Annotated in this window: 21 protein-coding genes and 1 pseudogene; 16 read left to right on the top strand and 6 right to left on the bottom strand. The window is 54.4% G+C overall.

Features of this window, described 5'->3' with window-relative positions; translation table 11 throughout:
• The first annotated feature begins 97 nt into the window (after positions 1–97).
• The 3 genes and pseudogenes from ACUTQ5_RS05010 to ACUTQ5_RS05000 all read left to right on the top strand — a co-directional run.
• Complete coding sequence (locus ACUTQ5_RS05010; RefSeq protein ID WP_445650336.1) at positions 98–1,273, top strand: NapC/NirT family cytochrome c; 1,176 nt, start codon at positions 98–100, stop codon at positions 1,271–1,273.
• Positions 1,270–3,750 (top strand): trimethylamine-N-oxide reductase TorA, encoded by a 2,481-nt coding sequence (gene torA / locus ACUTQ5_RS05005; RefSeq protein WP_445650335.1) that lies wholly within the window; start codon positions 1,270–1,272, stop codon positions 3,748–3,750. Before ACUTQ5_RS05010 ends, torA begins: the two co-directional genes overlap by 4 nt.
• A gap of 81 nt (positions 3,751–3,831) precedes the next feature.
• A pseudogene (locus tag ACUTQ5_RS05000) lies at positions 3,832–4,398 on the top strand (MFS transporter); the annotation flags it as partial.
• Positions 4,399–4,405: 7 nt separating this feature from the next.
• Here the strand turns inward: ACUTQ5_RS05000 and ACUTQ5_RS04995 are convergent.
• A complete protein-coding gene (locus ACUTQ5_RS04995; protein WP_261094312.1) occupies positions 4,406–4,660 on the bottom strand; it encodes a YkgJ family cysteine cluster protein in 255 nt (84 codons plus the stop codon).
• A gap of 283 nt (positions 4,661–4,943) precedes the next feature.
• Between ACUTQ5_RS04995 and mtr the strand changes: the two genes are divergently transcribed.
• Both mtr and yeiP read left to right on the top strand, forming a co-directional pair.
• A complete protein-coding gene (gene mtr / locus ACUTQ5_RS04990; protein ID WP_445650334.1) occupies positions 4,944–6,188 on the top strand; it encodes a tryptophan permease in 1,245 nt (414 codons plus the stop codon).
• 128 nt (positions 6,189–6,316) lie between these two features.
• The gene (gene yeiP, locus ACUTQ5_RS04985) at positions 6,317–6,889 is read left to right on the top strand and encodes an elongation factor P-like protein YeiP (protein WP_012145953.1); all 573 of its coding nucleotides are present in this window, start codon (positions 6,317–6,319) and stop codon (positions 6,887–6,889) included.
• Between the two features lie 200 nt (positions 6,890–7,089).
• Here yeiP and uxuA read toward each other — a convergent pair whose 3' ends face one another.
• Positions 7,090–8,280, bottom strand: a complete 1,191-nt coding sequence (uxuA, locus tag ACUTQ5_RS04980) for a mannonate dehydratase (RefSeq protein ID WP_445650333.1) — start codon at positions 8,278–8,280, stop codon at positions 7,090–7,092.
• Between the two features lie 337 nt (positions 8,281–8,617).
• Here uxuA and ACUTQ5_RS04975 point away from each other — a divergent pair, with 337 nt between their 5' ends.
• Positions 8,618–10,099 carry a mannitol dehydrogenase family protein gene (locus ACUTQ5_RS04975; RefSeq protein ID WP_445650332.1) on the top strand — a complete coding sequence of 494 codons (1,482 nt, stop codon included), beginning with the start codon at positions 8,618–8,620 and terminating at the stop codon, positions 10,097–10,099.
• 78 nt (positions 10,100–10,177) lie between these two features.
• Here ACUTQ5_RS04975 and ACUTQ5_RS04970 read toward each other — a convergent pair whose 3' ends face one another.
• Positions 10,178–10,486 (bottom strand): type 1 fimbrial protein, encoded by a 309-nt coding sequence (locus ACUTQ5_RS04970; protein ID WP_445650331.1) that lies wholly within the window; start codon positions 10,484–10,486, stop codon positions 10,178–10,180.
• 295 nt (positions 10,487–10,781) lie between these two features.
• On the opposite strand from ACUTQ5_RS04970, the gene ACUTQ5_RS04965 reads away from it, so the two are divergent.
• The 8 genes from ACUTQ5_RS04965 to yejF all read left to right on the top strand — a co-directional run bounded on the left by ACUTQ5_RS04965 (position 10,782) and on the right by yejF (position 21,046).
• Positions 10,782–11,756 carry a CobW family GTP-binding protein gene (locus ACUTQ5_RS04965; RefSeq protein WP_445650330.1) on the top strand — a complete coding sequence of 325 codons (975 nt, stop codon included), beginning with the start codon at positions 10,782–10,784 and terminating at the stop codon, positions 11,754–11,756.
• Positions 11,757–11,807: 51 nt separating this feature from the next.
• Positions 11,808–12,512 (top strand): phosphatase PAP2 family protein, encoded by a 705-nt coding sequence (locus ACUTQ5_RS04960; protein WP_261094306.1) that lies wholly within the window; start codon positions 11,808–11,810, stop codon positions 12,510–12,512.
• Positions 12,513–12,926: 414 nt separating this feature from the next.
• Positions 12,927–13,502, top strand: coding sequence for a bifunctional murein DD-endopeptidase/murein LD-carboxypeptidase (mepS, locus tag ACUTQ5_RS04955; protein ID WP_445650329.1), 576 nt, complete (start codon positions 12,927–12,929; stop codon positions 13,500–13,502).
• Positions 13,503–13,840: 338 nt separating this feature from the next.
• Positions 13,841–15,427: a cyclic di-GMP phosphodiesterase gene (locus ACUTQ5_RS04950; protein WP_445650328.1), complete on the top strand. Its 1,587-nt coding sequence runs from the start codon at positions 13,841–13,843 to the stop codon at positions 15,425–15,427.
• 89 nt (positions 15,428–15,516) lie between these two features.
• Complete coding sequence (locus tag ACUTQ5_RS04945) at positions 15,517–17,325, top strand: extracellular solute-binding protein (protein ID WP_445650327.1); 1,809 nt, start codon at positions 15,517–15,519, stop codon at positions 17,323–17,325.
• Between the two features lie 10 nt (positions 17,326–17,335).
• Positions 17,336–18,430 (top strand): microcin C ABC transporter permease YejB, encoded by a 1,095-nt coding sequence (locus tag ACUTQ5_RS04940; RefSeq protein WP_445650326.1) that lies wholly within the window; start codon positions 17,336–17,338, stop codon positions 18,428–18,430.
• Positions 18,427–19,452 carry an ABC transporter permease gene (locus ACUTQ5_RS04935; RefSeq protein WP_445650325.1) on the top strand — a complete coding sequence of 342 codons (1,026 nt, stop codon included), beginning with the start codon at positions 18,427–18,429 and terminating at the stop codon, positions 19,450–19,452. The genes ACUTQ5_RS04940 and ACUTQ5_RS04935 overlap by 4 nt, the downstream gene beginning before the upstream one ends.
• Before the next feature lies 1 nt (position 19,453).
• Positions 19,454–21,046 (top strand): microcin C ABC transporter ATP-binding protein YejF, encoded by a 1,593-nt coding sequence (gene yejF / locus ACUTQ5_RS04930; RefSeq protein WP_445650324.1) that lies wholly within the window; start codon positions 19,454–19,456, stop codon positions 21,044–21,046.
• 9 nt (positions 21,047–21,055) lie between these two features.
• Here the strand turns inward: yejF and ACUTQ5_RS04925 are convergent, their stop codons facing one another.
• The 3 genes from ACUTQ5_RS04925 to rsuA form a co-directional block, all read right to left on the bottom strand.
• Positions 21,056–21,400, bottom strand: a complete 345-nt coding sequence (locus tag ACUTQ5_RS04925) for a YejG family protein (protein WP_135317298.1) — start codon at positions 21,398–21,400, stop codon at positions 21,056–21,058.
• 606 nt (positions 21,401–22,006) lie between these two features.
• Positions 22,007–23,215 (bottom strand): Bcr/CflA family multidrug efflux MFS transporter, encoded by a 1,209-nt coding sequence (locus ACUTQ5_RS04920; protein ID WP_445650323.1) that lies wholly within the window; start codon positions 23,213–23,215, stop codon positions 22,007–22,009.
• A 39-nt stretch (positions 23,216–23,254) separates the two neighbouring features.
• A complete protein-coding gene (rsuA, locus tag ACUTQ5_RS04915) occupies positions 23,255–23,968 on the bottom strand; it encodes a 16S rRNA pseudouridine(516) synthase RsuA (protein ID WP_445650322.1) in 714 nt (237 codons plus the stop codon).
• 309 nt (positions 23,969–24,277) lie between these two features.
• Here rsuA and ACUTQ5_RS04910 point away from each other — a divergent pair, with 309 nt between their 5' ends.
• Complete coding sequence (locus ACUTQ5_RS04910; protein WP_445650321.1) at positions 24,278–26,035, top strand: DEAD/DEAH box helicase; 1,758 nt, start codon at positions 24,278–24,280, stop codon at positions 26,033–26,035.
• Between the two features lie 206 nt (positions 26,036–26,241).
• Positions 26,242–26,526 (top strand): 50S ribosomal protein L25, encoded by a 285-nt coding sequence (gene rplY, locus ACUTQ5_RS04905; RefSeq protein WP_445650320.1) that lies wholly within the window; start codon positions 26,242–26,244, stop codon positions 26,524–26,526.
• The last annotated feature ends 31 nt before the right edge of the window (positions 26,527–26,557 follow it).

Below are 26,557 nucleotides of genomic sequence, written 5' to 3'. Positions count from 1 at the left end.
CTAATGTTACCTATAATTCCTCAGGTATGTCGGCGCTCGGCCGGCACTTTTTTGGCACGATTTTCCTTGGTATTTCATAATTATAAACGGGTTCAATATGACTAATAAATTCACTAGCTTGATAAAAAAGCACCGCTGGGGATGGCTGTGGCTTTTGCTGCTGGGGATTATCCTCGGGGCAGCATTATTAGCGGGTACCGCCACCATATTCCACAAAACCAGCGACACCGCTTTCTGCGTGTCCTGTCATACCATGCAACAGCCGCTGGCCGAATATCAGGGCAGCGTCCATTTCCAGAATCCCAAGGGGATTCGCGCTGAATGCGCCGACTGCCACGTCCCACACGAACCGCTTGATTACCTGTGGACCAAGATCCGCGCGGTAACAGATATTTATGACGAGATGGTGGGCACTATCGATACGCCAGAAAAATATGAGGCGCATAAGCTGGCCATGGCCCAGTCGGTATGGAAGATGTTGAAAGAAAACGACTCCGCCACTTGCCGTTCATGCCACAGCTTTGACGCCATGGACATCACAGCGCAACGGCCTGAAGCGCGTATTCAGCATCCGGTGGCTATCAAGCAGGGTGAAACCTGTATCGATTGCCATAAAGGTGTAGCGCACATTCTGCCGGACATGAGCGGTGCCGCCCAGGCAGGTGCAGCCGAACTGGCGAAGGCCGCAGCTGAAACCTCGCCGACTGCCACCACGCTGTACACCATTGCCACCGAGCCTTTCTTCCTGAAACCGGACGACAGCCACAACGCTGGCAACCTGATGCCATCCACCGAAGTTCAGGTGGTGAAACAGGAAGGCGACAAGGTGCTGGCCAACGTCTCCGGCTGGCAACAGGACGGCGTAAGTGAAGTGTTCTACGCCGCACAGGGCAAGCGTATCCTCAGCGTTCTGCTGGGTGAAGACGCTCGCAAACGGCTGAAAACCGGCACCACCATGACCGATGCTGAAACCAGCCTGGTGTGGCACCAGGTTTCTTTGCAGGTCTGGCTGCCGCGTAAACAACTGATCGACGATCAGCAAAAAATCTGGCGCTACACCGCGGATATGATGTCGGCCAACTGCACCGGCTGTCACGGCCTGACCGCCCTCGATCGCTTCAACGCCAACCAGTGGATCGGCGTTATTAAAGGCATGGCTCCACGCACCTCGCTGACGCAGGAACAACTGCGCGTTCTGACACAATACGTGCAGAAACACGCCAGTGACATGACGCCTGCCAAACCTGCCAGCTTTAAGGGAGAAGCGAAATGAGCAAATATCAACAACAAGCGTTAAAAATGAGCCGCCGCCGCTTCCTGACCGGCGCTACCGCGTTGGCCGCCGCCCCGTTGCTGGCGTGCCTGTGGCCCAAGTCGGCGTTGGCACAGGCCATCAGCCAGGCACTGCCGCAATTTGTGGTGCTGCGTCAGGCGCAAAAAGGCATTCTGACCGGCGCTCACTGGGGCGCTTTTGAAGCCATAGTACAGGACGGAAAAATGGTCGGCGTGCAGCCGGTCAAGGACGATCCTTACCCGAACGAACTGATCACCATGGCGCCCTATCAGGTGCATGCTGAAAACCGCATCAAATATCCAATGGTGCGTAAAAGCTGGCTGGAAGGTGGCCCCGGCAGCCATACCGAACTGCGCGGCCGCGACGAATGGGTGCGCGTCAGCTGGGACCAGGCGATTGAACTGGTTTGTGGCGAGATCACCCGTCTGCAAAAAGATCGTGGCCCGCAGTCAATCTATGCCGGTTCCTATGGCTGGAAGAGCGTCGGCATGCTGCACAACAGCCGCACGCTGTTGCAACGCCTGATGAACCTGACCGGTGGCTTCCTCGGTTATGCCGGTGACTATTCCACCGGTGCCGCACAGGTGATCATGTCACACGTGGTCGGCTCCATGGAGGTTTACGAACAGCAAACTGCCTGGCCGAACGTGATTGAAAACAGCCAACTGGTGGTGTTGTGGGGCTGTAACCCGATGATCACACTGAAAAACAGTTGGAACGTGCCGGACCATTACGGCCAGACTGGCTTTGAGGCGCTGAAGAAGAAAGGCACCCGCGTGATCAGCATCGACCCGGTGCATAACGACAGCGCCAAATTTATCGATGCGCAGTGGATTGCCCCGCGCCCTTATACCGATGGCGCCATGTTGATCGGTATCGCCCACACGCTGTTGACCGAGAAGTTGCATAACCCGGACTTCCTGAAAACCTACACCGCCGGCTTCGACAAGTTCCAGGCTTATCTGCTGGGCGAAACCGATGGCACGCCGAAAACGGCCGAATGGGCCGCCGATGTTTGCGGTGTCGATGCCAACGTATTGCGCCAACTGGCACGCGACATGGCGAAAAACCGCACCATGATCATGGGCGGTTGGGGCATTCAACGTCAGCATCATGGCGAACAGCAGCACTGGCTGTTGGTCACCGTGGCGGCGATGCTCGGCCAAATCGGTCTGCCGGGCGGGGGCTTCGGCTTCAGCTATCACTACTCTTCCGGCGGCAGCCCGACGGCGAAAGGCGGCATCATTTCCGGTATTTCAGCCGGTAACGCGCCGAAGAATTCACCGGCACCGATCCCGGTGGCACGCATCGCCGAATGCCTGAGCAATCCGGGCAAGACCATTAATTTCAACGGCACTCAGGTCACCTACCCCGAGGTGAAAATGGTGTATGTGGCCGGTGGCAACACCTTCCACCAGCACCAGGACACCAACAATCTGGTCAAGGCCTGGCAACGGCCAGACACCATCGTGGTGAATGAACCATACTGGACCGCCACCGCCAAACACGCCGATATCGTGCTGCCGGCCACCACCAGTTATGAACGTAACGATCTGGAAATGGGCGGCGACTACTCGCAGCTGTATGTGTTCCCGATGCATCAGTGCGTGGAGCCGCAGCATGAGTCGCGCAGCGATTTCGATATCTTCGCGGCCATGGCGGCCAAGCTGGGTGTACAGGATGCCTTTACCGAAGGCAAAGATGAGACTCAGTGGCTCAAAGGCATGTACGACGACATGAAAACCCAGGCACGCGCCGCCCGGGTGGCCCTGCCGCCGTTCGACATGTTCTGGGCATCCAATAACTATGTGCGTTTCCCGGTGCCCAAAGCCAATACCCAATGGGTACGTTTCGCCGACTATCGCGAAAACCCGCTGCTCAATCCGTTGGGGACGCCATCCGGTAAAATCGAGATCTATTCCGACGCCATTGCCAAAATGGAGTATCAGGATTGCCCGGGCATCCCGACCTGGATGCCGCCGCATGAATGGTATCGTGGGCCGGAAGCGGTGAAGTATCCGCTGTCGCTGAACACCGCGCACCCGCTCAACCGTCTGCACTCGCAGCTCGACAATACGCCTCTACGTAAAAAGTACGCGGTAGCGGACCGGGAAGCGATTGTGATCCATCCGCAGGACGCCAAGTCACGCGGCATCGCCAGCGGTGATCTGGTACGTGCTTTTAACGATCGCGGCCAGATCCTGGTGGGAGCGGTAGTCAGTGAAGACGTGCGCCCTGGCGTGGTTCGCATCAGCGAAGGGGCCTGGTTCGATCCAGCCGATCCTTCACAACCAGGCTCGCTGTGCAAAAACGGTAACGTGAACTGCCTGACCTTCGACGTCGGCTCTTCCAGCCTGGCACAGGGGAACTGTGGGCAGATGGCCCAGTTGCAGATCGAGAAGTATCAGGGTGAGGTGCTGAAAAACACCGCGCACGACGTGCCGGCTGGCGCGTAAAGTTTAATCGAGTATTACCAGGGCGATGGTGACATCGCCCTTTTTTATGCCCTTATACCGGAAAAAACTTTTACTATTAAGTTGACCAGTTTCGGCTCCAGCGCTAACCCGCAGATGTTCTGCCCTGGCGCGCGAACACGCCGAACGCACCGGGCGCGAAGCCGTGATGTTCAGTTCGATCCTGCGGGCGCAGGTTTCCCTCGCCTAGGTAATCGGGCTACCAATCGCCTTTGCACTGGCCCTGGGTTTCAGTTTTAAAGTGATGTATCTGGCCGCCGCAGCAGCGTTCATCCTGTATGGCGTGCTGGTGTGGAAAATGCGGCCCTCGAAGCGCAAAACGCCGGTAGCCACCAGCACTACGCTGGAGGCCCCACGACAATACCGTCGCGATACGCTGCTGCTGTTTATGGCCTGCACCTTTATGTGGACCGCCAACAGCATGTACCTGATCAATATGCCGCTGTATATGGTGCATGAGCTGCAGTTGCCGCCCCCCTGTTTACCAATACCACTCGCGTGGGTTGGATTTTAACCAGTTCCATTGCTGGCATGGTGGCGGAAGTCTGGAATTATCACGCGGTGTTTTATTCCGCGCTGGCGATGGTGGTCGGCCTAGTGCTGTGCTTGTGGAAGCTGAAAGACGCGTAAAGCAGGCTTAGGGGGCCGTATCCACTTCCAGCTTGGCCAAATAGATTAGCGCCTGGTCACGGTGGTCGTGACACATTTCGCGGCTGGCCTGCAGGCTGCCACAAACTTTGGGCCGCAGCGGCGAGTGAAACAGGCCACAGCGCAGTTGCTCGCTCAGATGTATGCAGCGGGTATTGGCGGGCTTGCCGTTGGGCATGCCGGGGATCGGGCTGGATATTGAAGGCGCTATACAACAGGCGCCACAGTCGGCACGGCAGTCCATCAGCGAGTCTCTCGGTGGGCTGGCAGAATTGAAGCGCGACAATATCAGTAGCGCTCATCCGCCGCCAGCAGAATCCGGGTTAGCCGCACAATCTTTACATCGCCCTTTTTTGACCATTGATGGGTTCCACTCATACCGGGCTAAAACACGCTTCAAATCACACCGATCACCTAGATTAATGCATGAAACAAGCATATTGACGGCTTTACATGCGCCGACCGCACATGTACCATTGAGCTAGTACAAAAGAACTTACGGTCAATAAGACCACTCAGGAGCAAAAATGTCCGCGGACACCATCCAGAAGCTTTCCCGCCCTTCGGTCCTTGGCGGCGCGATGATCATTGCAGGCACCGCCGTCGGCGCTGGCATGTTCTCCATTCCTATTGTGACTTCTGGCGTGTGGTTCAGCGGCTCGGTCGCGCTGCTGATTTATACTTGGGCCTGCATGCTGATCTCTGGCCTGATGATCCTCGAGGCTGCGTTGCACTACCCGAGCGGTGCCAGCTTCAATACCATCGTCAAGGATCTGCTGGGCAAAAGCTGGAACGCCATTAACGGCATTTCCATCGCCTTTGTGTTGTACATCCTGACTTATGCCTATATTTCCGCCGGTGGCTCAATTATCGCCCACACGCTGGAAGGCATTGTCGGCGTCGGGCAGACCACCGCCGGGCTGGTGTTTGCCATTGTGGTGGCGTTTATCGTCTGGTTGTCCACCCGCGCGGTCGATCGCCTGAGCACCATCCTGATCGGCGGTATGGTGATCACCTTTGTGATGTCGGTGGGCGATATGTTCACTCATGTGCAACCGGCAGTGCTGTTTAACCGCGGCGACAGCCAGGCCAGCTACCTGCCTTACGCCCTTGCGGCGCTGCCTTATCTGCTGACCTCGTTCGGCTATCACGGCAATGTGCCCGGACTAGTGAAGTATTATCACAAGGATAGCGGTGCCGTGGTGCGTAGCCTGGTGTATGGCACGCTGCTGGCGCTGGCGATCTATATCCTGTGGCAATATGTGATCCAGGGCAACATCGCCCGCGACGCCTTCCGACAGGTGATTGCCGAAGGCGGCAATATCGGCAGCCTACTGAAACAGATGGGCAACGTCTCCAGCAGCCAGACCGTGGGTCAACTGCTTAATGCCTTCTCTTATATGGCACTGGCCAGTTCATTCCTTGGGGTCTCGCTTGGCCTGTTCGATTATCTGGCGGACTTCTTCAAATTCAGTGATGACACTGCCGGACGCAGTAAAACCGCGTTGGTGACCTTTGCACCGCCGACCATCGCCGCCCTGCTGTTCCCGAACGGCTTCCTGTACGCCATCGGCTTCGCCGGGCTGGCAGCCACCATTTGGGCGGTGATCATACCGGCCATGATGGCGCGCGCAAGTCGTCGTCGCTTTGCCCAGGCACAATATCGCGCTCCCGGCGGACGGGGAATGATCCTGTTTATCATTTTGTTCGGGGTGATCAACGCCGTTGCACACGTGCTGGCCTTACTGGGTCTGTTGCCGGTCTTCAAGTAATACCGCAGGGGATGGCGTTCGCCATCCCTTTTTCCACCACTGTTTTTGTTTGATCTGCTTGCCTGAAATCATCGGCGCGAGTAACTTGTCGCAACTTACCAAAAACTCTTTATTGCAGGTTATTTTATATGGCAAAGGCTAACGAAATTAAGCGTGGCATGGCGATCAGCTACAACGGCAAACTGCTGCTGGTGAGAGACATTGATGTACAGAGCCCAAGCGCACGCGGTGCCAGTACCTTATACAAAATGCGTTTCTCGGACGTCCGTACCGGGCTGAAGGTAGAAGAGCGTTTCAAGGGTGACGATATTCTGGACACCATTAGCCTGTCCCGCCGTAAAGTGAACTTCTCTTACATCGACGGCGAAGAATACGTGTTTATGGATGACGAGGATTACACCCCTTACATCTTCAAGAAAGACCAGATCGAAGACGAACTGCTGTTCATTCCTGAAGCCGGCCTGCCGGGTATGCAGGTGCTGACGCTGGAAGGCCAGGTATTGGCGCTGGAACTGCCGCAGACCGTGGATATGGAAATTGTCGATACCGCACCGGGCATCAAAGGTGCCTCCGCCAGTGCCCGCAACAAACCGGCCACCATGGCGACCGGCCTGACCATTCAGGTACCGGAATATCTCAGCGCCGGTGACAAAATCCGCATTCATATTGCCGAACGCCGCTATATGAGTCGCGCCGACTAGTTGAAATTCAGGGGCCGATTATGGCCCCTTAGGTTGCTGACAAAGCAGGAAAAAGCGTGGTTTTTCCTGCTTTGTGGTGAGCAGCCGAAAATCAATAAATTGATTTTCCTGATTTTTATTTATCGGCCTCTACTCGCTCTGGGCAGGAATGAGGTTTGTCATCAGTCTGAGGGGCCGATTATGGCCCCTGTGTTTTATCGCTACGGCAATTCAGGGAAGAAACGGCGTTTGAGCGCCAACTCGACACCGCGCAGTTCCGCCAGCCCTTTCAAACGACCAATTGCCGAATAACCCGGATTGGTTTTTTTCTTCAAGTCATCCAGCATCTGATGCCCATGATCGGGACGCATCGGGATCGGCCGGGTATCACCCGCCTGATGACGACGCTGCTCCTCGCTGAGGATCGCCTCAATCACCGCCACCATGTCAACGTCGCCTTGCAGGTGCGCGCCCTCATGGAAACTTTTCGGGTTATCTTCACGGCAGGTTGCGCGCAGATGGGTGAAATGGATGCGATCGCCGAAGGTTTCAATCATCCGCACCAGATCGTTATCCTCACGCACTCCATAAGAGCCGGTACACATGGTGAAACCGTTATACAGGCTGTCGACCGTCTGCTTGAACCACTGCATATCTTCAATGGTCGAGACAATGCGTGGCAAGCCCAGGATCGGCCGCGGTGGATCGTCCGGGTGTACCGCCAGCCGCACGCCGACCTCTTCTGCTACCGGCACAATGGCACGCAGAAACACCGCCATATTCTCACGCAGCTGCGCCTTGTCGATGGAGTCATACTCGGCCAGACGGGCGCGGAACTGATCTAGCGTATACCCCTCTTCAGCTCCCGGCAGCCCGGCGATGATATTACCGGTCAATTTGGCGATATCCGCCTCGCTCATGGCAGCAAAGCGCGCGGCGGCCTGCTGTTGCTCTTCCTGCGTGTAATCCTGCTCTGCCCCCACGCGTTGCAGAATATGCAAATCAAAAGCCGCAAAGGCAATTTGATCAAAGCGTAATGCTTTTGACCCGTCGGGCAGCAAATACTCCAGATCGGTACGTGTCCAGTCCAGGATCGGCATAAAGTTGTAGCACACGGTGTCGATACCGCAGGCCGCCAGGTTACGCAACGATTGCTGGTAATTGGCGATGTGCTGTTGGTAGTTACCGCTGTGAGTTTTGATCTCTTCATGTACCGGGATGCTTTCCACCACCGACCACACCAATCCTTTCTCCGCCAACAACGCCTGACGAGCCTTGATCTCTTCGATCGGCCACACCTCGCCATTCGGGATATGGTGCAAGGCGGTGACTACGCCGGTGGCACCGGCCTGGCGCACATCGTCAAGAGAGACAGGATCGTTCGGCCCATACCAACGCCATGTTTGTTCCATTATTTATCCTTGTAAAAATCGCCCAGTATTGTGGTGGTAATCAAGATGGCACCGTTTTGATAATCTTGTTATACCAAATTTAAATAGATATCAGTTATCTTTCACCTTACTCTTTCGCACCTGACTGTCAAAAGCGAAACCCTGATTGGTTGATCCACTTCACGGTTCTGGCTTATTTTGGGCTGAGCAATGTTATTACCTCCCTTACAGCCTTACACTGGCGGCAGAGAACTCATGCGAAAAAGGTAAGCGCCGCGCCGTTTTCCCTTCGCAAAACTGGTCTGATAACTTTTCAAAAGTTCCCGGCCAGAACCTTTCACCCAGCTTGGAGCCATGCATGAAGACTATCGCCAACTCACCGCTTCCCGACGCCGTCCAGCAACCGCGCTATGACCGCAGCACATTACAAAGTCGCATGGTGCACATTGGATTCGGGGCCTTTCACCGCGCCCATCAGGCACTGCTGACCGACCGGGTATTGAACCGTCAGGGAGGAGACTGGGGGATTTGTGAGATCAGCCTGTTCGGTGGCGATACTCTGTTCCAGACGCTGCGTCAGCAAAACCACCTTTATACCGTGCTGGAAAAAGGCGCTGCGGGAAATCAGGCGATAATCATCGGTGCAATACATGAAAGCGTACACCGCAAGCTGGAAGGGATAGGTGCAGTGCTGGAAAAACTGGCGGAGCCGCAGGTCGCCATCGTCTCAATGACCATCACCGAAAAAGGCTACTGCATCGAACCCGGCAGCGGGAAACTGGATCTGCAACACCAGGGGATCCGCGCCGATCTTGCCAACTCCCGTCAACCCATCACGGTGCCCGGCATTCTGGTAGAAGCCCTGCGCCTGCGCATGGAACGCGGTCTGCCCGCCTTTACCCTGCTCTCTTGCGATAATATTCCCGAAAACGGCCATGTGCTGCGCAACGCCATCATCGGCCTGGCGCAGGCACGTGACGACGCCCTGGCAGAGTGGATTGCCCACCAGGTCAGCTTCCCCAGTACCATGGTCGACCGCATTGTTCCAGCCGCGACGCCGGAAACGCTCGATGAAGTGGCTACCGCACTGGGCGGCGTACGTGATGAATGCGCCATCGCTTGCGAACCGTTTATCCAATGGGTGGTGGAGGATAACTTTGTCGCAGGCCGTCCAGCCTGGGAACTGGCCGGTGCACAATTGGTAAAGGATGTACTGCCTTTTGAACAAATGAAGCTGCGCATGCTGAACGGCAGTCATTCCTTCCTGGCCTACCTGGGTTATCTGGGGGGTTATCAGTATATAAACGACTGTATGGCCGACGAGGCTTATCGCCGAGCGGCACACCACTTGATGCTGGCCGAGCAGGCACCGACGCTCAGCGTCAGCGGTATCGACCTGGCCGCCTATGCCGCGCAGTTGATTGAACGCTACAGCAATCCGGCGCTGCAACATCGCACCTGGCAAATCGCCATGGATGGCACACAAAAATTGCCGCAGCGGATGCTGGATTCGGTTCGTTGGCATTTGCAGCATGGCGGCAGCTATGCCGGTTTGGCGCTGGGCGTGGCGGCATGGATGCGTTATGTCGGCGGTATGGATGATGCCGGTCAGCCGATTGATATCCGCGATCCGCTACTGACAACGCTGCAACAAAGGGTAGCTACAACGCCGGACGATGAACAACGTGTGAAAACCCTGTTAGGCATGAAAGCCGTTTTTGGTGAACAATTGCCGGCTAATGAGGAGTTTGTGACTGCTGTTACCCGCGCCTATTTGTCCCTGCGTGACCACGGGGCGCGACAAACGGTGCAGAACTGGGTGTCGACTCAGTTGGCTTAATACCCGGTTAAACCAGAGCCTGACTTGAAAGGCGACGGAGAAAATGGCCATGCCGGCAGTCCGGCATGGCCGAACGACTTAGCGGTAAACTACCGTCATTATTGCAAGTTTTTTCTGCTGATCTACCCACTTCATCTCGATCGAACCTAAATTCATTGGCAGTTCTTTGCGTGTAGCATCAAATTTTGACAGCGTCTGTTGGTCTTGATAGTACCGCCCATTACGGTAACATTCCGTCTTGGCCGTTGAATCAGCAATGTTCACCGTGCAGGGGTTTTCCACAATAGAGCCAACAAAACGAATAACCCCGCCAGTGGTTCCTGCATAGCTTGCTGCCGTCCATGAAAACAACATTCCTGCGATCAAAAATAACCGGAAGACATTCATGGCAACCTCATTTTTTGTTAAACCAATTTAACCATAGAGGACCTTCTTAAGAATAATCGTAAGGTTAGAGTGGTTATTTGAGAGCTAATCGGTCAATTAACAAAGAAAAAACAAGCAACTAACGATCATTGTTAGTGGCTAATTCGTGGTTTTTGCTAAGAATTTTCCGAAAACTTATCGTGGATTTAGCCGGTTAAATATCGCATCTTAAACTGCCAAATTTGTGAGCTGGCGCAGGTTGAATAGCGCCGCTTAATTATCGTTCAACAAATATTATTAACATCAGGAATCATTCATGACCAAAACTAACCTGATCACCGGTTTCCTCGGCAGCGGGAAAACCACCACCATTCGTCACTTACTGGCAAACAAACCGGAACATGAGCGTTGGGCAGTGCTGGTGAACGAGTTTGGTGAAATTGGTATCGATGGCGCGTTGCTGGCAGACAGCGGCGCGGTGTTAAAGGAGATCCCAGGCGGTTGCATGTGTTGTGTGAACGGCTTGCCGATGCAGATCGGGCTGAATATGCTGCTGCAACAGAGTAAACCCGACCGACTGTTGATCGAACCCACCGGCCTGGGTCACCCAAAACAGATCCTGTCATTGCTGACACAGGACAGCTATGCCGGCTGGATCGATCTACAGGCCACCCTGTGCCTGTTGGATGCACGCCAGCTCAGCGAACCGCGCTATCGAGAAAACGAAAATTTCCGCGATCAGCTGGCGGCGGCCGACGTTATTCTGGCCAGTAAAAGCGACACCTATCAGCCGCAGGATCTGCTGGCCCTGCAGCAATGGGCTGAGCAGGCCCCCCTGCAGCGGCCGCTTTATCACATTCAACAGGGCCAGGCGGATGTCACCTTGCTGGACCTGCCCCGCACGAATCGCACAGAATTACCGAATGCTCAGCAGCATCATAGCCACATTAAAACACCTGGCCTGGCCGCATTGCGGTTGCCAGAAACCTCACGCTGGCGGCGCGCGCTCAATCAAGGGCAGGGATTTACCAGCTGTGGCTGGATCTTTGACGCCGACACGGTGTTCGATACCGTTGGTATTATGGAATGGATACGGTTGGCACCGGTTGAACGCGCCAAAGGCGTAGTACGCATTGCTGAAGGTACGCTGTTGATCAACCGCCAGGGGCAGGATCTCAACATTGAAACGCGCCCTGTCGCACCACTGGACAGCCGAATTGAACTGATTCACAGCGATAACGCAGACTGGAACGCGCTGCAATCCAAGCTGTTTGACATTCGTTTAAGTTGACATATTTACCTTTAGCACCCTTTTAATTTTAGGCTTACAACAGGTTATGCCATGACTCGCCGCAATTTACCCTTCATCATCTTCTTCAATTTACTGGGCATTGCGCTGTTTCTGTCCTGGTACCTGCCGGTTAACCACGGTTATTGGTTTACTCTGGATTCATCGATTTTCTTCTTTTTTAATCGTCATCTGGCTACTGACCCCGCGTTTCTACATCTGGTAGCCATTACCAATAACCGTGCATTTGACGTGATTTCGCTGGTTGCCATGGGGCTGCTGTACCTGTGCTTTTATCTGCAACAGGATGCTGCTGGCCGTCGTCGTTTGCTGGTAACCGGCGTTATCATGCTGCTGACCGGCGTGGTGCTGAACCAGCTTGGACACCTGCTTCCGGTCAAGCATCCCAGCCCATCGCTGAGCTTTGAGAATGTTAACCGAGTCAGTGAACTGACCGGCATTCCGACCAAAGATGCCTCCAGCGACAGCTTTCCTGGCGATCACGGCATGATGCTGATGATTTTCTCCTGTTTTATGCTGCGCTACTTTAACCGTCGCGCGTTTGCCGTCGCGCTGCTGATTACGGTGGTGTTTTCATTGCCGCGGGTGATGATTGGCGCCCACTGGTTTACGGATATCGCCGTAGGTTCGCTGTCGGTGGTGCTGGTCGGTGCCAGTTGGTGCCTGATGACCCCACTCAGTGATGTGCTGATCCTGCGTCTGAACCGTATGCTGCCCGGCAAGCACCGTCCCGCATAGTCATAACTGTGGGTTATGACCGACAGGAGGCCGTTGGCCTCCTGATAAATTCCTCACCGCTTGCTGTTGATTTCCACATCACCGTGTTAACACTTCTGTCACCTAATTTCACGCAAAACCAACACAACGGACTATCAGCGTTTTTTATATGAAGATTTACATTATGTTACATCACAAATTCATATATAAAAGGTTGGAAAAAAGCTCGCAATCCCCAATCCGTTACGGTAATCTCAGATGCGTTTATGCCTTGTTTAACTCGACTCAGCATCAAATCCACTAAAAATGTGCGTTCCAGCACATTTTCAGCGGTATCTGATTGTCGATAAAACAGGTGCAGATTAATCTCGTTCCGTTTGGCATTTTTCAGGTAGCGACTGACGTCGTTAAGGACTTCAAGGGAAAACAATAACAATGGTCAAATCTCAACCGTTTCTGAGATATTTTTTGCGGGTAGTACCTGCAATTGCCGCAGCGGTAATGCTCTCCGCATGTAGCTCGACACACACTTCGAACTTGAATAACGCACAAACTGAGATGCGTGCAGTTAATGACAAAAATGGTCTTTTACTGCAAGCCTCTCAGGATGAATTCGAAGCAATGGTTCGTAACGTTGACGTTAAGTCAAAAATTATGGATCAGTATGCAGACTGGAAAGGCGTTCGCTACCGTTTAGGCGGTGAAACCAAGCGCGGCATCGATTGCTCGGCGTTTGTGCAGCGCACCTTCCGTGAACAGTTTGGCATGGACTTACCTCGTTCTACCTACGAACAGGAAGATCTTGGCAAGAAAATCTTGCGCACCAAACTGCGTCCTGGCGATCTGGTGCTGTTCCGCGCCGGCTCTACCGGACGCCACGTCGGCATCTATTTGGGTAACGATCAATTCGTTCATGCCTCTACCAGCAGCGGCGTGATGATATCGAAACTGAGCGATAACTACTGGAATAAACGTTATCGCGAAGCCCGCCGGGTGCTAACCAGCAGCTGACAGTGCAACCTTGATTGTCCTGAAGACCAAACTGAACGATAGAACGCTGCCTCCGGGCAGCGTTTTTTGCGCCGCCCCCTCCTGCCTCCCCATTATAAACTCGCGGTGTTTTCAATATTGCCACTTTATATTTCGCAAGATTATTGGAGTAAACTGCGCCGACGATGAAAAAATAACCTATTATCGTCAAATGGGAAAACAGCGATAATGCCGGATTTAAACTATTATCAGCCATTAGATAAACGATGAATAATGACGACAACACCGCCATTGCGATATATTAGCCAGTCACTCTCTAACAAAAACAAATTGATACGCCGGGTTCAGGGGGCAGGTTTATGGGCTTGAAAAGGGCATTTGCGCGCCACGTCTCGCACAGACGACGTAGCCTGGCTAAAAGTGGCATCGTGGCCCTGGTATTTTTTATTGTGTTTATGGCAATTACCCTTTCCCTGATTAGCCACCAGCGCACACAATATCAACGTGCGGTAGAGCAGCGGACGCAGAAATTTACCCTCGATATCTTTAATAGTCTGACGGCAGTCATGCAACGGTTGATGCCGTTGACCGAACGTTCCTGCGCAACCAGCCAGCCCGAAATTACCGACCAGGCGGCATTTCACTCCGGCGTGCGCACCTTTATGCTGGTAAAAAACGGCTTTGCCTATTGTTCTTCCGCTACCGGCAACATGATGCTGGCACTAAAGAATATTTACCCGGGAATTAATCAACAGCAGCCACTGGATCTCAAACTGCAGCAAGGCACCCCACTGGTGCCCGGAAAACCGGCAGTCGCGGTGTGGTTGCGTAAACCGGGCAAAGAAGACAGTGGCATATTGGCCACCCTGGATATTGGTCTGATGCCCCAACAGATGTTCGGCGCCAATACCGATCAGACCCAGGGAGTCGCCATTATTCTTGGCGATCGCGCCCTGACCAGCTTTAGTCCGAATCTGATGCCGATCGACCAATTGCCGGATGAAAAGGCCGACCGCATTTCCATCGCCGGCACCCCGATTATCATTATGTTTTATAACAAAAAACTGACACCCAACGATATCCGCCTAACCCTGCTGGGTAGTCTGGTGCTGTCCTTAATGATCGGCGTGCTGTGTTACTACATGCTGTTGCTGCGCCAAAGCCCGGAACGCGCACTGATGTGCGGTATCAAACGCAACGAGTTCTTTGTCGAGTATCAACCGGTATTTCATACCAAAACCGGTACCATCGGCGGGCTGGAAGCGCTGATCCGCTGGCAACACCCGATTGAAGGACGTATTCCTCCGGATCTGTTTATTCCCTATGCCGAATGCGAAGGCTTGATCGTACCGCTGACGCGCCACCTGTTCCGTCTGATTGCCAAAGATGCCCCCAGGCTGGCAACGGTCTTGCCACAGGGTGCCAAACTCGGCCTGAATATCTCCCCTTCCCATCTTAGCGCGCCGTCCTTCCATCACGACGTGTACGAACTGCTGGCACAGTTGCCGGGCAACTACTTCACGTTGGTGTTTGAAATTACCGAGCGCGGGATGGTAGAAGAAGATAGTGCACCAGCTGAGTTCGACTGGTTGCATCAGCAAGGCATTGAAATTGCCATCGATGATTTCGGCACCGGACACAGCGCACTGATCTATCTGGAACGCTTTAGCATGGACTATCTGAAAATCGACCGCGGCTTCGTCAACTCCATCGGCCAGGATACGGTCACCGCCCCGGTACTGGATGCCGTCATTTCACTGGCCAAGAAGCTGAAAATGCAAACCGTGGCAGAAGGGGTGGAAACCGCCGAGCAGTTGCACTTCTTGCAAGAACAGGACGTTAACTTTATGCAGGGGTATTATTTCAGCAAGCCCCTGAGCATCGATAATTTTGTCGCCTTCTGCAACGCCCATACCGTCATGGACTATCAGGCGCTAAAGGACTGATATTTTAACTTCTTTACTCTGCGGCGCGGCAGTAAATGCTATGCTGGCCCAGATTTAATCGACTTATACAGCAGGAGCTTACCGTCAAGATGTCCGTGCGCGTTTTTGCTGCCCTGGTGCTCTCGGCACTGAGTTTTGGCCTGCAGGCCGAAACCCTCAATGAAAGTTACGCTTTCGCCCAACTCGGTGAGCCGAAATACGCCACCGATTTCAGCCATTATGACTACGTCAACCCTGCGGCCCCCAAGGGCGGCGACGTGCGGCTGGCCGCTATTGGCACCTTTGACAACTTTAACCGCTATGCGCAACGTGGCGTTCCCGGCGAGCGTACCGATGCGCTGTACGATACCCTGTTCACCACCTCAGACGATGAAATCGGCAGCTACTATCCACTGATTGCCGAATCTGCCCGCTTCCCGGCCGATATGCGCTGGGTAGAAGTGGATATTAACGCTCGCGCCCGCTTCCACGATGGCACGCCCATCACCGCCGCAGACGTGGCCTTTACCTTTACCAAGTTTATGACCGAAGGCGTACCGCAGTTTCGCGTGGTGTATAAGGGCATATCGGTCAAGGCCATCTCACGCCTGACGGTGCGCATTGAATTTCCACAACCGGATAAAGACAAGTTGCTCGGACTGTTCAGCCTGCCCATTTTGCCGCAGAGCTTCTGGAAAGATCACAAGCTGAACGAGCCGCTGAGCGCCCCGCCGCTGAGCAGTGGTCCCTATAAGATCGCCAGTTATCGACTCGGCCAATACATTACCTTTCAACGGGTACGCGACTATTGGGCCGCCAACCTGCCGGTCAACCGCGGCCGCTTTAACTTCGACAGCATCCGCTACGACTACTATCTGGACGACAAAGTCGCACTGGAGGCCTTCAAGGCCGGTGCCTATGACTTCCGCATCGAAGGTTCGCCAAAAAGTTGGGCGACTCAGTACCAGGGCGGCAATTTCACCCGCAATTACATCATCAAACAGGATGAAACCAATCAGTCGGCGCAAAACACCCGCTGGATGGCCTTCAATATGCGGCGCCCTCTGTTCGCCGATCCTCGGGTGCGCGAAGCGCTCACGCTGGCTTTCGATTTCGACTGGATGAATAAGGCGCTGTATTACAACGCCTACCAACGAACCAATAGCTATTTCCAGAACACCCCCTACGCGGCCAGCGGCTACCCGGATGCGGCCGAACTGGCGCTGCTGGGCCCACTTAAGGGCAAGGTACCGGCGGAGGTATTCACCAGTATCTACCAGCCACCGTCCTCTGACGGCAGCGGTAACGATCGGCAAAACCTGCTGAAAGCGACTCAGTTGCTGAAACAGGCCGGCTGGGAAGTCAAAAATCAAAAGTTGGTAAATAGTAAAACCGGCCAGCCATTCAGCTTTGAACTGATGTTGTTGAGCGGCAGCAATTTCCAGTATGTCTTGCCGTTTCAGCACAACCTGAAACGGCTGGGCATTGATATGCAGATCCGTGAAATCGACATATCCCAATTCACCAAGCGCATGCGCGACGGCGATTTCGATATGATGCCGACGGTTTATATGGCAATGCCTTTCCCTGGCTCAAGCCTTGAGACGCTCTGGGACTCCAGATACATTAATTCCAGCTGGAATACTCCCGGCGTCACCGATCCAGCAGTCGATAGCCTGGTCAGGCAGATCGCCGCGCATCAGGGAGACGAAAAAGCCTTGCTGCCGCTGGGCCGCGCGCTGGATCGGGTATTGACCTGGAACCGGTATATGTTGCCTATGTGGTATTCCAACCACGACCGCTATGCCTACTGGGACAAATTCTCTACGCCGTCGATTCGTCCGGCCTACGTTATTGGTTTCGATAACTGGTGGTTTGACGTCAACAAAGCGGCGCGTTTGCCGGCTCAACAACAATAAGGGGTTTGCGATGGCGGCTTATTTGATTCGCAGACTGTTGCTGATTATCCCCACCCTGTGGGCGATCATCACCATTAACTTTTTTATCGTGCAGATCGCTCCCGGTGGCCCAGTCGACCAGGCGATTGCCACTATCGAAATGGGCCAGGGCAGCGGCTTCGGCGGTGGCGGCGCAGGTGAAGGCCTGGGGCACGCACGTATTGGTGTCGGCAGTGCGACAGATAGCCAGTACCGTGGCTCACGCGGGCTGGATCCTGAGGTGATCGCCGAGATCACCAAACGCTACGGCTTCGACAAACCGCTGCATGAGCGCTATTTCACCATGTTGTGGAACTACATGCGTCTCGACTTCGGTGACAGCCTGTTCCGTGGCGCATCGGTGATGCAACTGGTAGGTCATAGTCTGCCGGTATCAGTCACGCTGGGGCTATGGAGCACGCTGATTATCTACCTGGTGTCGATCCCGCTGGGGATCCGTAAAGCCGTGCATAACGGCAGCGCCTTCGATACCTGGAGCAGCACTCTGATTATCATCGGCTATGCCATTCCGGCCTTCCTGTTCGCGATTTTGATGATCGTGCTGTTCGCCGGTGGCAGCTACCTGGACTGGTTCCCGTTGCGCGGTCTGGTTTCCAGCAATTTCGATACCCTGCCATGGTATGGCAAAATCACCGATTACCTGTGGCATATCACGCTGCCGGTGCTGGCGACGGTGATTGGTGGCTTCGCCACCCTGACCATGCTGACCAAAAACTCCTTCCTCGATGAGATCCGCAAACAATATGTGGTCACCGCACGTGCCAAAGGGCTGGACGAAAACAAGATCCTTTACCGCCACGTGTTCCGCAACGCCATGCTGCTGGTGATCGCTGGCTTCCCAGCGACCTTTGTCAGCATGTTTTTCACCGGCTCATTGCTGATCGAGGTGATGTTCTCGCTCAACGGGCTGGGGTTGCTGGGCTATGACGCCACCCTGCAGCGCGATTACCCGGTGATGTTCGGCACGCTGTATATCTTCACCCTGATTGGCCTGCTGTTGAATATCCTTAGCGATATCACCTATACCCTGGTCGATCCACGCATTGATTTCGAGGCCCGCCAATGAGTCGCTTAAGCCCGATCAATCAGGCACGTTGGGCACGTTTTTGCAGCAACCGCCGTGGCTATTGGTCACTGTGGATTTTTCTGGTGCTGTTTATCCTCAGCCTGGGGGCCAACCTGATCGCCAACGACCGGCCGCTGCTGGTGCGTTACCAGGGTAACCTGTACCTGCCGTTTATTATCGACTACAGCGAGACCACCTTCGGCGGTGAGCTCAATACCGCCACCGACTATCAGGATCCGTTCGTCAAAAAACAGATCGACAGCCACGGCTGGGTAGTTTGGCCACCGATTCGCTTCAGTTACGACACCATCAACTTTGCCACCGAGGTACCCTTCCCTTCGGCCCCCTCGCGCCAAAACCTGTTGGGTACTGACAGTAACGGCAGCGACGTGCTGGCCCGCGTGCTGTATGGCTTTCGTATTTCGCTGCTGTTCGGGCTGACACTGACGCTGTTTTCCAGCGTGATTGGCGTCTGTGTCGGTGCCATACAGGGCTACTATGGCGGACGTGTGGATTTATGGGGTCAGCGCTTTATTGAAGTGTGGTCTGGCATGCCGACGCTGTTTTTAATTATTCTGCTGTCGAGTATCGTACAACCCAATTTCTGGTGGCTGCTCGGCATCACCATTTTGTTTGGCTGGATGAGCCTAGTGGGCGTGGTGCGCGCCGAGTTCCTGCGCACCCGTAACTACGACTACATTCGCGCCGCGCGCGCCATGGGGGTGCAGGACCGGGTCATTATGTACCGGCATATGCTGCCCAATGCGATGGTGGCGATGCTGACCTTTTTGCCGTTTATCCTGTGCGGCTCCATCACCACCCTGACCTCACTCGATTTCCTGGGCTTTGGCCTGCCGATCGGTTCTCCGTCGCTCGGGGAACTGTTGCTGCAGGGTAAAAACAACCTGCAGGCACCGTGGCTCGGCATCACCGCGTTCCTGGTGTTGGCCGTGTTGCTGTCTTTACTCATTTTTATTGGCGAAGCGGTACGCGACGCTTTTGACCCCAGCAAGGCGCATTGATATGGCTAGCACTCCTTTGCTTTCAATTCAGGATCTCGGCGTCGCTTTCCGCCAGGGTGACCAACTCAATCAGGCGGTCAACGGCATTTCGCTACAGATAGAAAAGGCAGAAACGCTGGCACTGGTCGGGGAGTCCGGCTCGGGCAAAAGCGTCACCGCGCTGTCGGTGCTGCGCCTGCTGCCTTCGCCACCAGTGGTCTATACCGGCGGTGATATCCAGTTCAACGGCCATTCGTTGCTGCACGCCCCGGAGGCCGAACTACGCAAGGTGCGCGGCAACCAGATTTCGATGATTTTCCAGGAGCCGATGGTGTCGCTCAATCCCTTGCATACCATCGAGAAACAGCTGGCGGAAGTGCTGGCGCTGCATCGCGGTATGCGACGTGATGTCGCACGCAGTGAGATTATTCAATGTCTGGATCGGGTTGGCATTCGCAACGCCAAAGGCCGTTTGAAAGACTATCCACACCAACTCTCCGGCGGCGAACGCCAGCGGGTGATGATCGCCATGGCGGTGTTAACCCAGCCTAAGCTGCTGATTGCCGATGAGCCAACCACTGCGCTCGATGTGACCATTCAGGCGCAAATTCTGTTGTTGCTGAAAGAGTTGAAGCAAGAAATGGGCATGGGACTGCTGTTTATCACCCATAACCTGAATATTGTGCGCCGTCTGGCGGACAACGTAGCGGTCATGCGCCAGGGTCAATGCGTTGAGCAAAACAACCGAGCCCGCCTGTTTAGCCAGCCACAGCACCCCTATACCCAACAATTACTGGCGGCAGAGAACCTGGGCGATCCGCTGGCGCTGCCGGCGGATGCCACCCCGTTACTGAAAGTGGAAAACCTCCAGGTCAGTTTTCCAATCAAGCGCGGTTTACTGCGCCGCACCCTGGGTCAGCATTATGCGCTGAAAGATTTGAGCTTTGAGCTAAAGGCCGGGGAAAGCGTCGGGTTGGTGGGCGAGTCCGGCTCAGGTAAGAGCACCACCGGGTTGGCGTTACTACGTTTGCTTAGCGCCAAAGGCTCGATGTGGTTTAAAGGCCAGCCGTTGCACCAGTTCAGCATGAAGCAAATGCTGCCGTACCGCAGCCAGATGCAGATTGTGTTCCAGGATCCTTTCTCCGCGCTGAATCCCCGGCTCAATGTGCTGCAAATCATCGCCGAGGGGCTGGAGGTCCACCAGAAACTGAGCGCTGAGCAGCGAGAGCAGCGGGTAATTGAAGTCTTGCAGGAGGTGGGGCTGGATCCCGCCCTGCGCCACCGTTACCCCACTGAGTTTTCCGGCGGTCAGCGCCAACGCATCGCCATCGCACGTGCGCTGATTTTACAACCGCAGTTGCTGATCCTCGATGAACCTACTTCGTCACTGGATAAATCGGTACAGGCACAAATCCTGACGCTGCTTAAATCACTGCAACAACGCCACCGGCTGGCCTATCTGTTTATCAGCCATGATTTGCAGGTGGTGCGTTCACTGTGTCATCAGGTGATTGTGCTGCGACAGGGGGAAGTGGTTGAACAAGGTGACTGCCAGACGATCTTTAACTCACCGGCCGCCGCTTATACGCAGCAGTTGTTACAGCTGGCGGATTAGCGACGGGATTCAGAAAGGATATTGAGCGCTCATCGGCTCGGCAATAGCAGCACCCACGTTTTTAAGCCGACACATGGTGGCGCTTTCATCGCAGCGATGCACAAACAGGCAAGGTTCCCCTTCCCACTCTACGATCGCGCAGTCGACCTGGATCTCCTGCAATGAAAGATTAAGCTGTTGCATCACCTGCCAGGCGTCAGCACCCTCATGGCTGAGCAGTTTCAGACCAATCAGGTTGTTATCTTCGTCTATTCCGCTGAGCGGAATCGGTTCAACCTTGACACCGGTAAAACCTGATAGCCAACGATAACTTTGCGGCAAGCGATGCACTACCGAAAGTTGGATACTTTCCACATGAAATCCCTAGTTTGAAAAATGAAACACTTTTTACCTGACAGGGTAACTAAGTTATAGCCGTTGACACCCGACTCTGCCCTTATGAATGTTATTTAAATGTAAAAAACACCACAAATGGTTAACTCGTTCCCTGCGCTCGCTGATGTCCTGCAGTTTTAATGACGCCCTACGGGGGCATTTCACGGCATTTTGCGACTCAGCTCGCATTTTTGCGTTATATGTAACCCTTTCCCGCCGCGATCTCAACTCTTTTTTCTTGCAATACGGTTACTTATTGCTCGGCATAATTTTACATTGAGGAAACATTTAGCCTCACACCACAACGGTGACTAACAAGCTAACTCATTGACTATAAATGGCCTTAAAACAAATTACTCACCGGTATTAGTCCAGGAAAATAACGGATATGCCGGTTATCTGCCTGAGCAGACAGAGCATTTTTTTAACAAAAAGAATACAGATAGAGCACAGGGGGATTTAATTAGCGCACTTATGTTTAGCAACAAAGTCTTCATTGCCATTGGATTTCAGAGCAGGCTTGGGCCGAAGGGGATATTTCACCCAGGCCCAACATTACGCTGAGCCTGGGTCAGGAAGAAAAGACTAGGGGGTATCAGACGAGGATTTTTGTCGTGGCCGACTGGCATACAAATAGAACAACACCGCAACAATGCTACACAGCGCCATTGAGGAAACCATCGGCCAGGCACTCTTGCCGGGCGCCATTGCCAGTATCGCCCCCACCAACGCACCGATGCTGAAGCGCAAGGTACCTGCCAGAGAGGATGCCGTACCTGCCATATGCGGGAAATCGTCCAGGATCACCGCCATGGCGTTTGAGGAAATCATGGCGATACAGCCCAGATAAACCGCCACGCCCAACACCAACGCCCAGAACCCCAGGCCAATACCGCTCACTGCCAGTAACCACAGCCCCATCGCCAACTGCACAAACAGCCCCAAACGGAACATTTTGATCGCACCCAACCGCCGTACATTACGACTGTTAACCAGCGTGGTCAGGAACAGGAAAACAATATTCAGCGCAAAATAGTAACCAAAGTGCTGCGGTGAAACATGATTCAGTTCGATATACACGAACGGCCCGGCGCTGAGGAACGAGAACATACCGGCGAAGGAGAAGGCGCTGGCCAGCATATAGCTCAGCACGCGCTTATGGCGGAACAAGGAGGCGAAGTTACCCAGCGTGGTACGCAGATGGAATTTTTGCCGCCGCTCTTTCGGCAGCGTCTCTTTAATAAAAAACGCCACCAGCAATGAACCGATCAGCGCCGCGGCGCCCATGGTCCAGAAAATCGCATGCCAACTGAACCACAGCAGCAGCGCGCCACCAATCATCGGTGCCAGCAAGGGGGCAATGGTCATCACCAGGATGACAAACGACATCATGCGCGAGAACTCGTCCTTGGTGAACATATCGCGCATCAGAGCGTTAATCACTACGCTGGCCGCCGCCGCCGACAGCCCATGCAGGAAACGCAGATTGATCAATTGATCAATCGACTGAGCCATCGCACAGGCACCACCGGCAATCGCGAAGATCAGCGTTCCCCACAGGATCACCGGCTTGCGGCCAATACTGTCCGACATCGGTCCGTAGAACAACTGCCCCAGGGCAAAGCCGAGCATATAGGCGCTGAGCGTCATCTGCACGCTGCCCGACTCGACGCCGAACTGTTTGGCAATCACCGGCATACTGGGCAGGTACATGTCGATAGCCAGCGGCATCAGCATGGAAAGCAGGCCCAGAATAAAAATCAAACCGAGGTGAGATGACCGGTTCTGTAACACGTTCGACGACTCCTTCATCAGCCGTAGTCTTGTAATGAATTAATCTTGCAGATGCGGGGCACCGACGCTGGCGATTTCTTCTTCCGTCAGCGGACGGTATTCGCCCTCTGCCAGATCCTCATCCATCACGATGGCACCAATACGTTCGCGATGCAGTTCGAGAACCCGGTTGCCGACCGCCGCGAACATGCGTTTCACCTGGTGATAACGCCCTTCGCTGATGGTCAGGCGCACCAGCTTGTCTTCAATTTTTTCCAGTTGCGCAGGTCGGGTCAGATCTTTTTCGTTATGCAATTGCACACCTTCGGCAAATTGCTGCACGGTATCTTCCGCCAGCGGATGCTCCAGTGTCACCAGATAGGTTTTCTCACAGTGATGCTTGGGTGAGGTGATGCGGTGCGACCATTGGCCGTCGTCGGTCATCAGCACCAGGCCGGTGGTATCGATATCCAGGCGACCGGCGGCGTGCAGCTTGTAGGCCACCGGCTCATCGAGGAAATACAGCACCGTAGGATGATCGGGATCATCCGTGGAGCAAACGTAACCCTGCGGTTTGTTAAGCATAAAATAGCGCGGGCCGTTTTGGCGTTGCAGTGGGTTGCCGTCAAACGTCACCTCCTGCTCCGGAGTCAGTTTCAGAGCCCCGCTCTTCACCACTTCACCGTCTACGGTGACGCGTTTTGCCCGAAGTTCACGCGCTACCAGCGCACGGCTAACACCTAACTGCTGAGATAAAAACTTGTCCAGTCGCATTGAATCTGCTTTGCCTGTCGTTGTTATGATCGCATTGATCGTATTGCTAAAATATGACACCCACCGTTGCACCAGGTGCAACAGGGCAGGTTCGAAGAGGGGGAAACAGCGATTACTGTTACGCAAGTATAGCGGTGGAAACGGCCCCCTGACAGAGGTAATTTTCACGCTTCTCGCACCATCGGCGCTCAGAAGGCATAATAATAGAAATTTTTTAGCCATCAGGGGAGTAAAATGTCACGGTTTTTGTGGGCTCAGATGTTACAAAACCTGTTCCCTGTGGCCCTTCTCAACCCACGGCGTTAATTTATGGCCTTTACTCTACGCCCCTACCAACTGGAAGCGGTCGAAGCCACTATCAAACATTTTCGTCAGCACCCACAACCGGCGCTGATCGTGCTGCCGACCGGGGCCGGTAAAAGCCTGGTGATCGCCGAGCTGGCGAAGCGCGCGCGTGGCCGGGTATTGGTGCTGGCCCATGTGAAAGAACTGGTGGCACAGAACCACGCCAAATACCGCGCCTACGGGCTGGAAGCCGATATCTTTGCCGCCGGGCTGCAGCAAAAAGACAGCGCCGGCAAGGTGGTATTCGGCAGCGTACAATCTGTGGCGCGTAACCTGCCCCTGTTTGACGGTGCATTTTCGCTGTTGATTATCGACGAATGCCATCGCATCAGCGACGATGACGATAGCCAGTACCAGCAGATTATTCAGCATCTGCAAAAAACCAATCCACAGCTGCGGCTGCTGGGCCTGACCGCCACGCCCTACCGACTGGGCAAAGGCTGGATTTATCAGTATCACTATCACGGTTTTACCCGTGGCGATGCCAACAGTCTGTTCCGCGACTGCATTTATGAACTGCCGCTGCGCTACATGATCAAAAACGGCTTTCTGGTGCCACCGGAAAGGCTGGATATGCCGATTGTTCAGTATGACTTCAGCCGCCTGGAGGCCAGAAGCAACGGTCTGTTCAGTGAGGTCGATCTGAACCGTGAGCTGAAACAGCAAAACCGCATTACGCCGCACATCATCAGCCAGATCGTTGAATATGCTGAAACGCGTAAGGGAGTGATGATTTTCGCCTCCACCGTTGAGCATGCGCGAGAGATCCACGGCCTGCTGCCGCCCGGAGAAGCCGCGCTGGTCAGCGCCGAAACGCCGGCCAGCGAGCGTGATGCGCTGATTGAGGCTTTCAAAAAACAGCAATTGCGCTACTTGGTCAACGTGGCGGTACTGACCACCGGCTTTGATGCGCCGCATGTCGATCTGATCGCCATTCTGCGCCCAACCGAATCCGTCAGCCTGTATCAGCAAATCGTCGGACGTGGGCTGCGGTTGGCCCCCGGCAAGGAAGATTGCCTGATCCTCGACTACGCCGGTAACCCGCACGACCTGTTTACCCCAGAGGTCGGGGTCAGCAAGCCACACAGCGACAGTCAGCCGGTACAGGTATTCTGCCCCGGCTGCGGCTTTGCCAACCTGTTTTGGGGCAAGTGCACCGAGAATGGCGATATCATTGAACACTACGGTCGCCGCTGCCAGGGCTGGCTGGAGGATGATGAAGGCCATCGCGAGCAGTGCGATTACCGCTTCCGTTTCAAGATTTGTCCGCATTGCGGCGCTGAGAATGACATTGCCGCCCGCCGCTGCCACCAGTGTCAGGAGGTGTTGGTCGATCCTGACGATATGCTGAAAGCAGCGCTGAAGTTGAAAGATGCTTTGGTATTGCGCTGTGGCGGCATGGAACTGCAAAGCGGCCGTGATGAAAAAGGCGAGTGGCTGAAAGCTACCTATTACGACGAAGACAGCGCCAGCACCAGTGAGCGTTTCCGGCTACAGACCCCAGCACAGCGCAAAGCCTTCGAAATGCTGTTCCTGCGCCCACATCAACGTGCTCCAGGGGTACCTTTTGCCTGGCAAACCGCTGCCGACGTGCTGGCCCAGCAAGCGGCCTTACGCCATCCGGATTTTGTGGTGGCACGCAAACGTGGGCAGTTCTGGCAGATACGGGAAAAAGTGTTCGATTATCAAGGCCGCTTCCGCCGTGCCAACGAACTGTCTTGATCCTGACAGCCGGCAAATCAGGCAGGTTTCCATTGCCCTGCGGACAGCTTTCCGTTAAACTGCCGCCCGCTTTGCCTGGGTTCGCCCGGTGCTAAAGCAGGTTATATCCTACGAATTTCAAGCTGTGACTTGAAAGGCGACGGGTAAATCGAACTTGCTACTGGGTCGCCTGTAGCAGGGTAAATTTTCTTTTTAGAGAAAAAACAATGTTCACTATCAATGTAGAAGTACGTAAAGACCAGGGTAAGGGTGCGAGCCGCCGCCTGCGTGTTGCCAACAAATTCCCAGCTATCGTTTACGGTGGCGAAGAAGCTCCAGTTTCCATCGAACTGGACCATGATTCTGTTAAGAACATGGAAACCAAACCAGAATTCTACAGCGAAGCAGTAACTCTGGTTATCGACGGTAAAGAAACCAAAGTGAAAGTTCAGGCTGTACAGCGTCACCCGTTCAAGCCGAAACTGGCTCACATCGACTTCCGTCGCGTTTAATCGCAACGAAATCGAACCTTTCGGGACGCCG

The sequence above is a fragment of the Serratia sp. NA_112.1 genome (assembly GCF_052691715.1).
The sequence above is the reverse complement of the archived record's forward strand: the minus strand, read 5'-3'. Positions and strand labels throughout refer to the sequence as shown.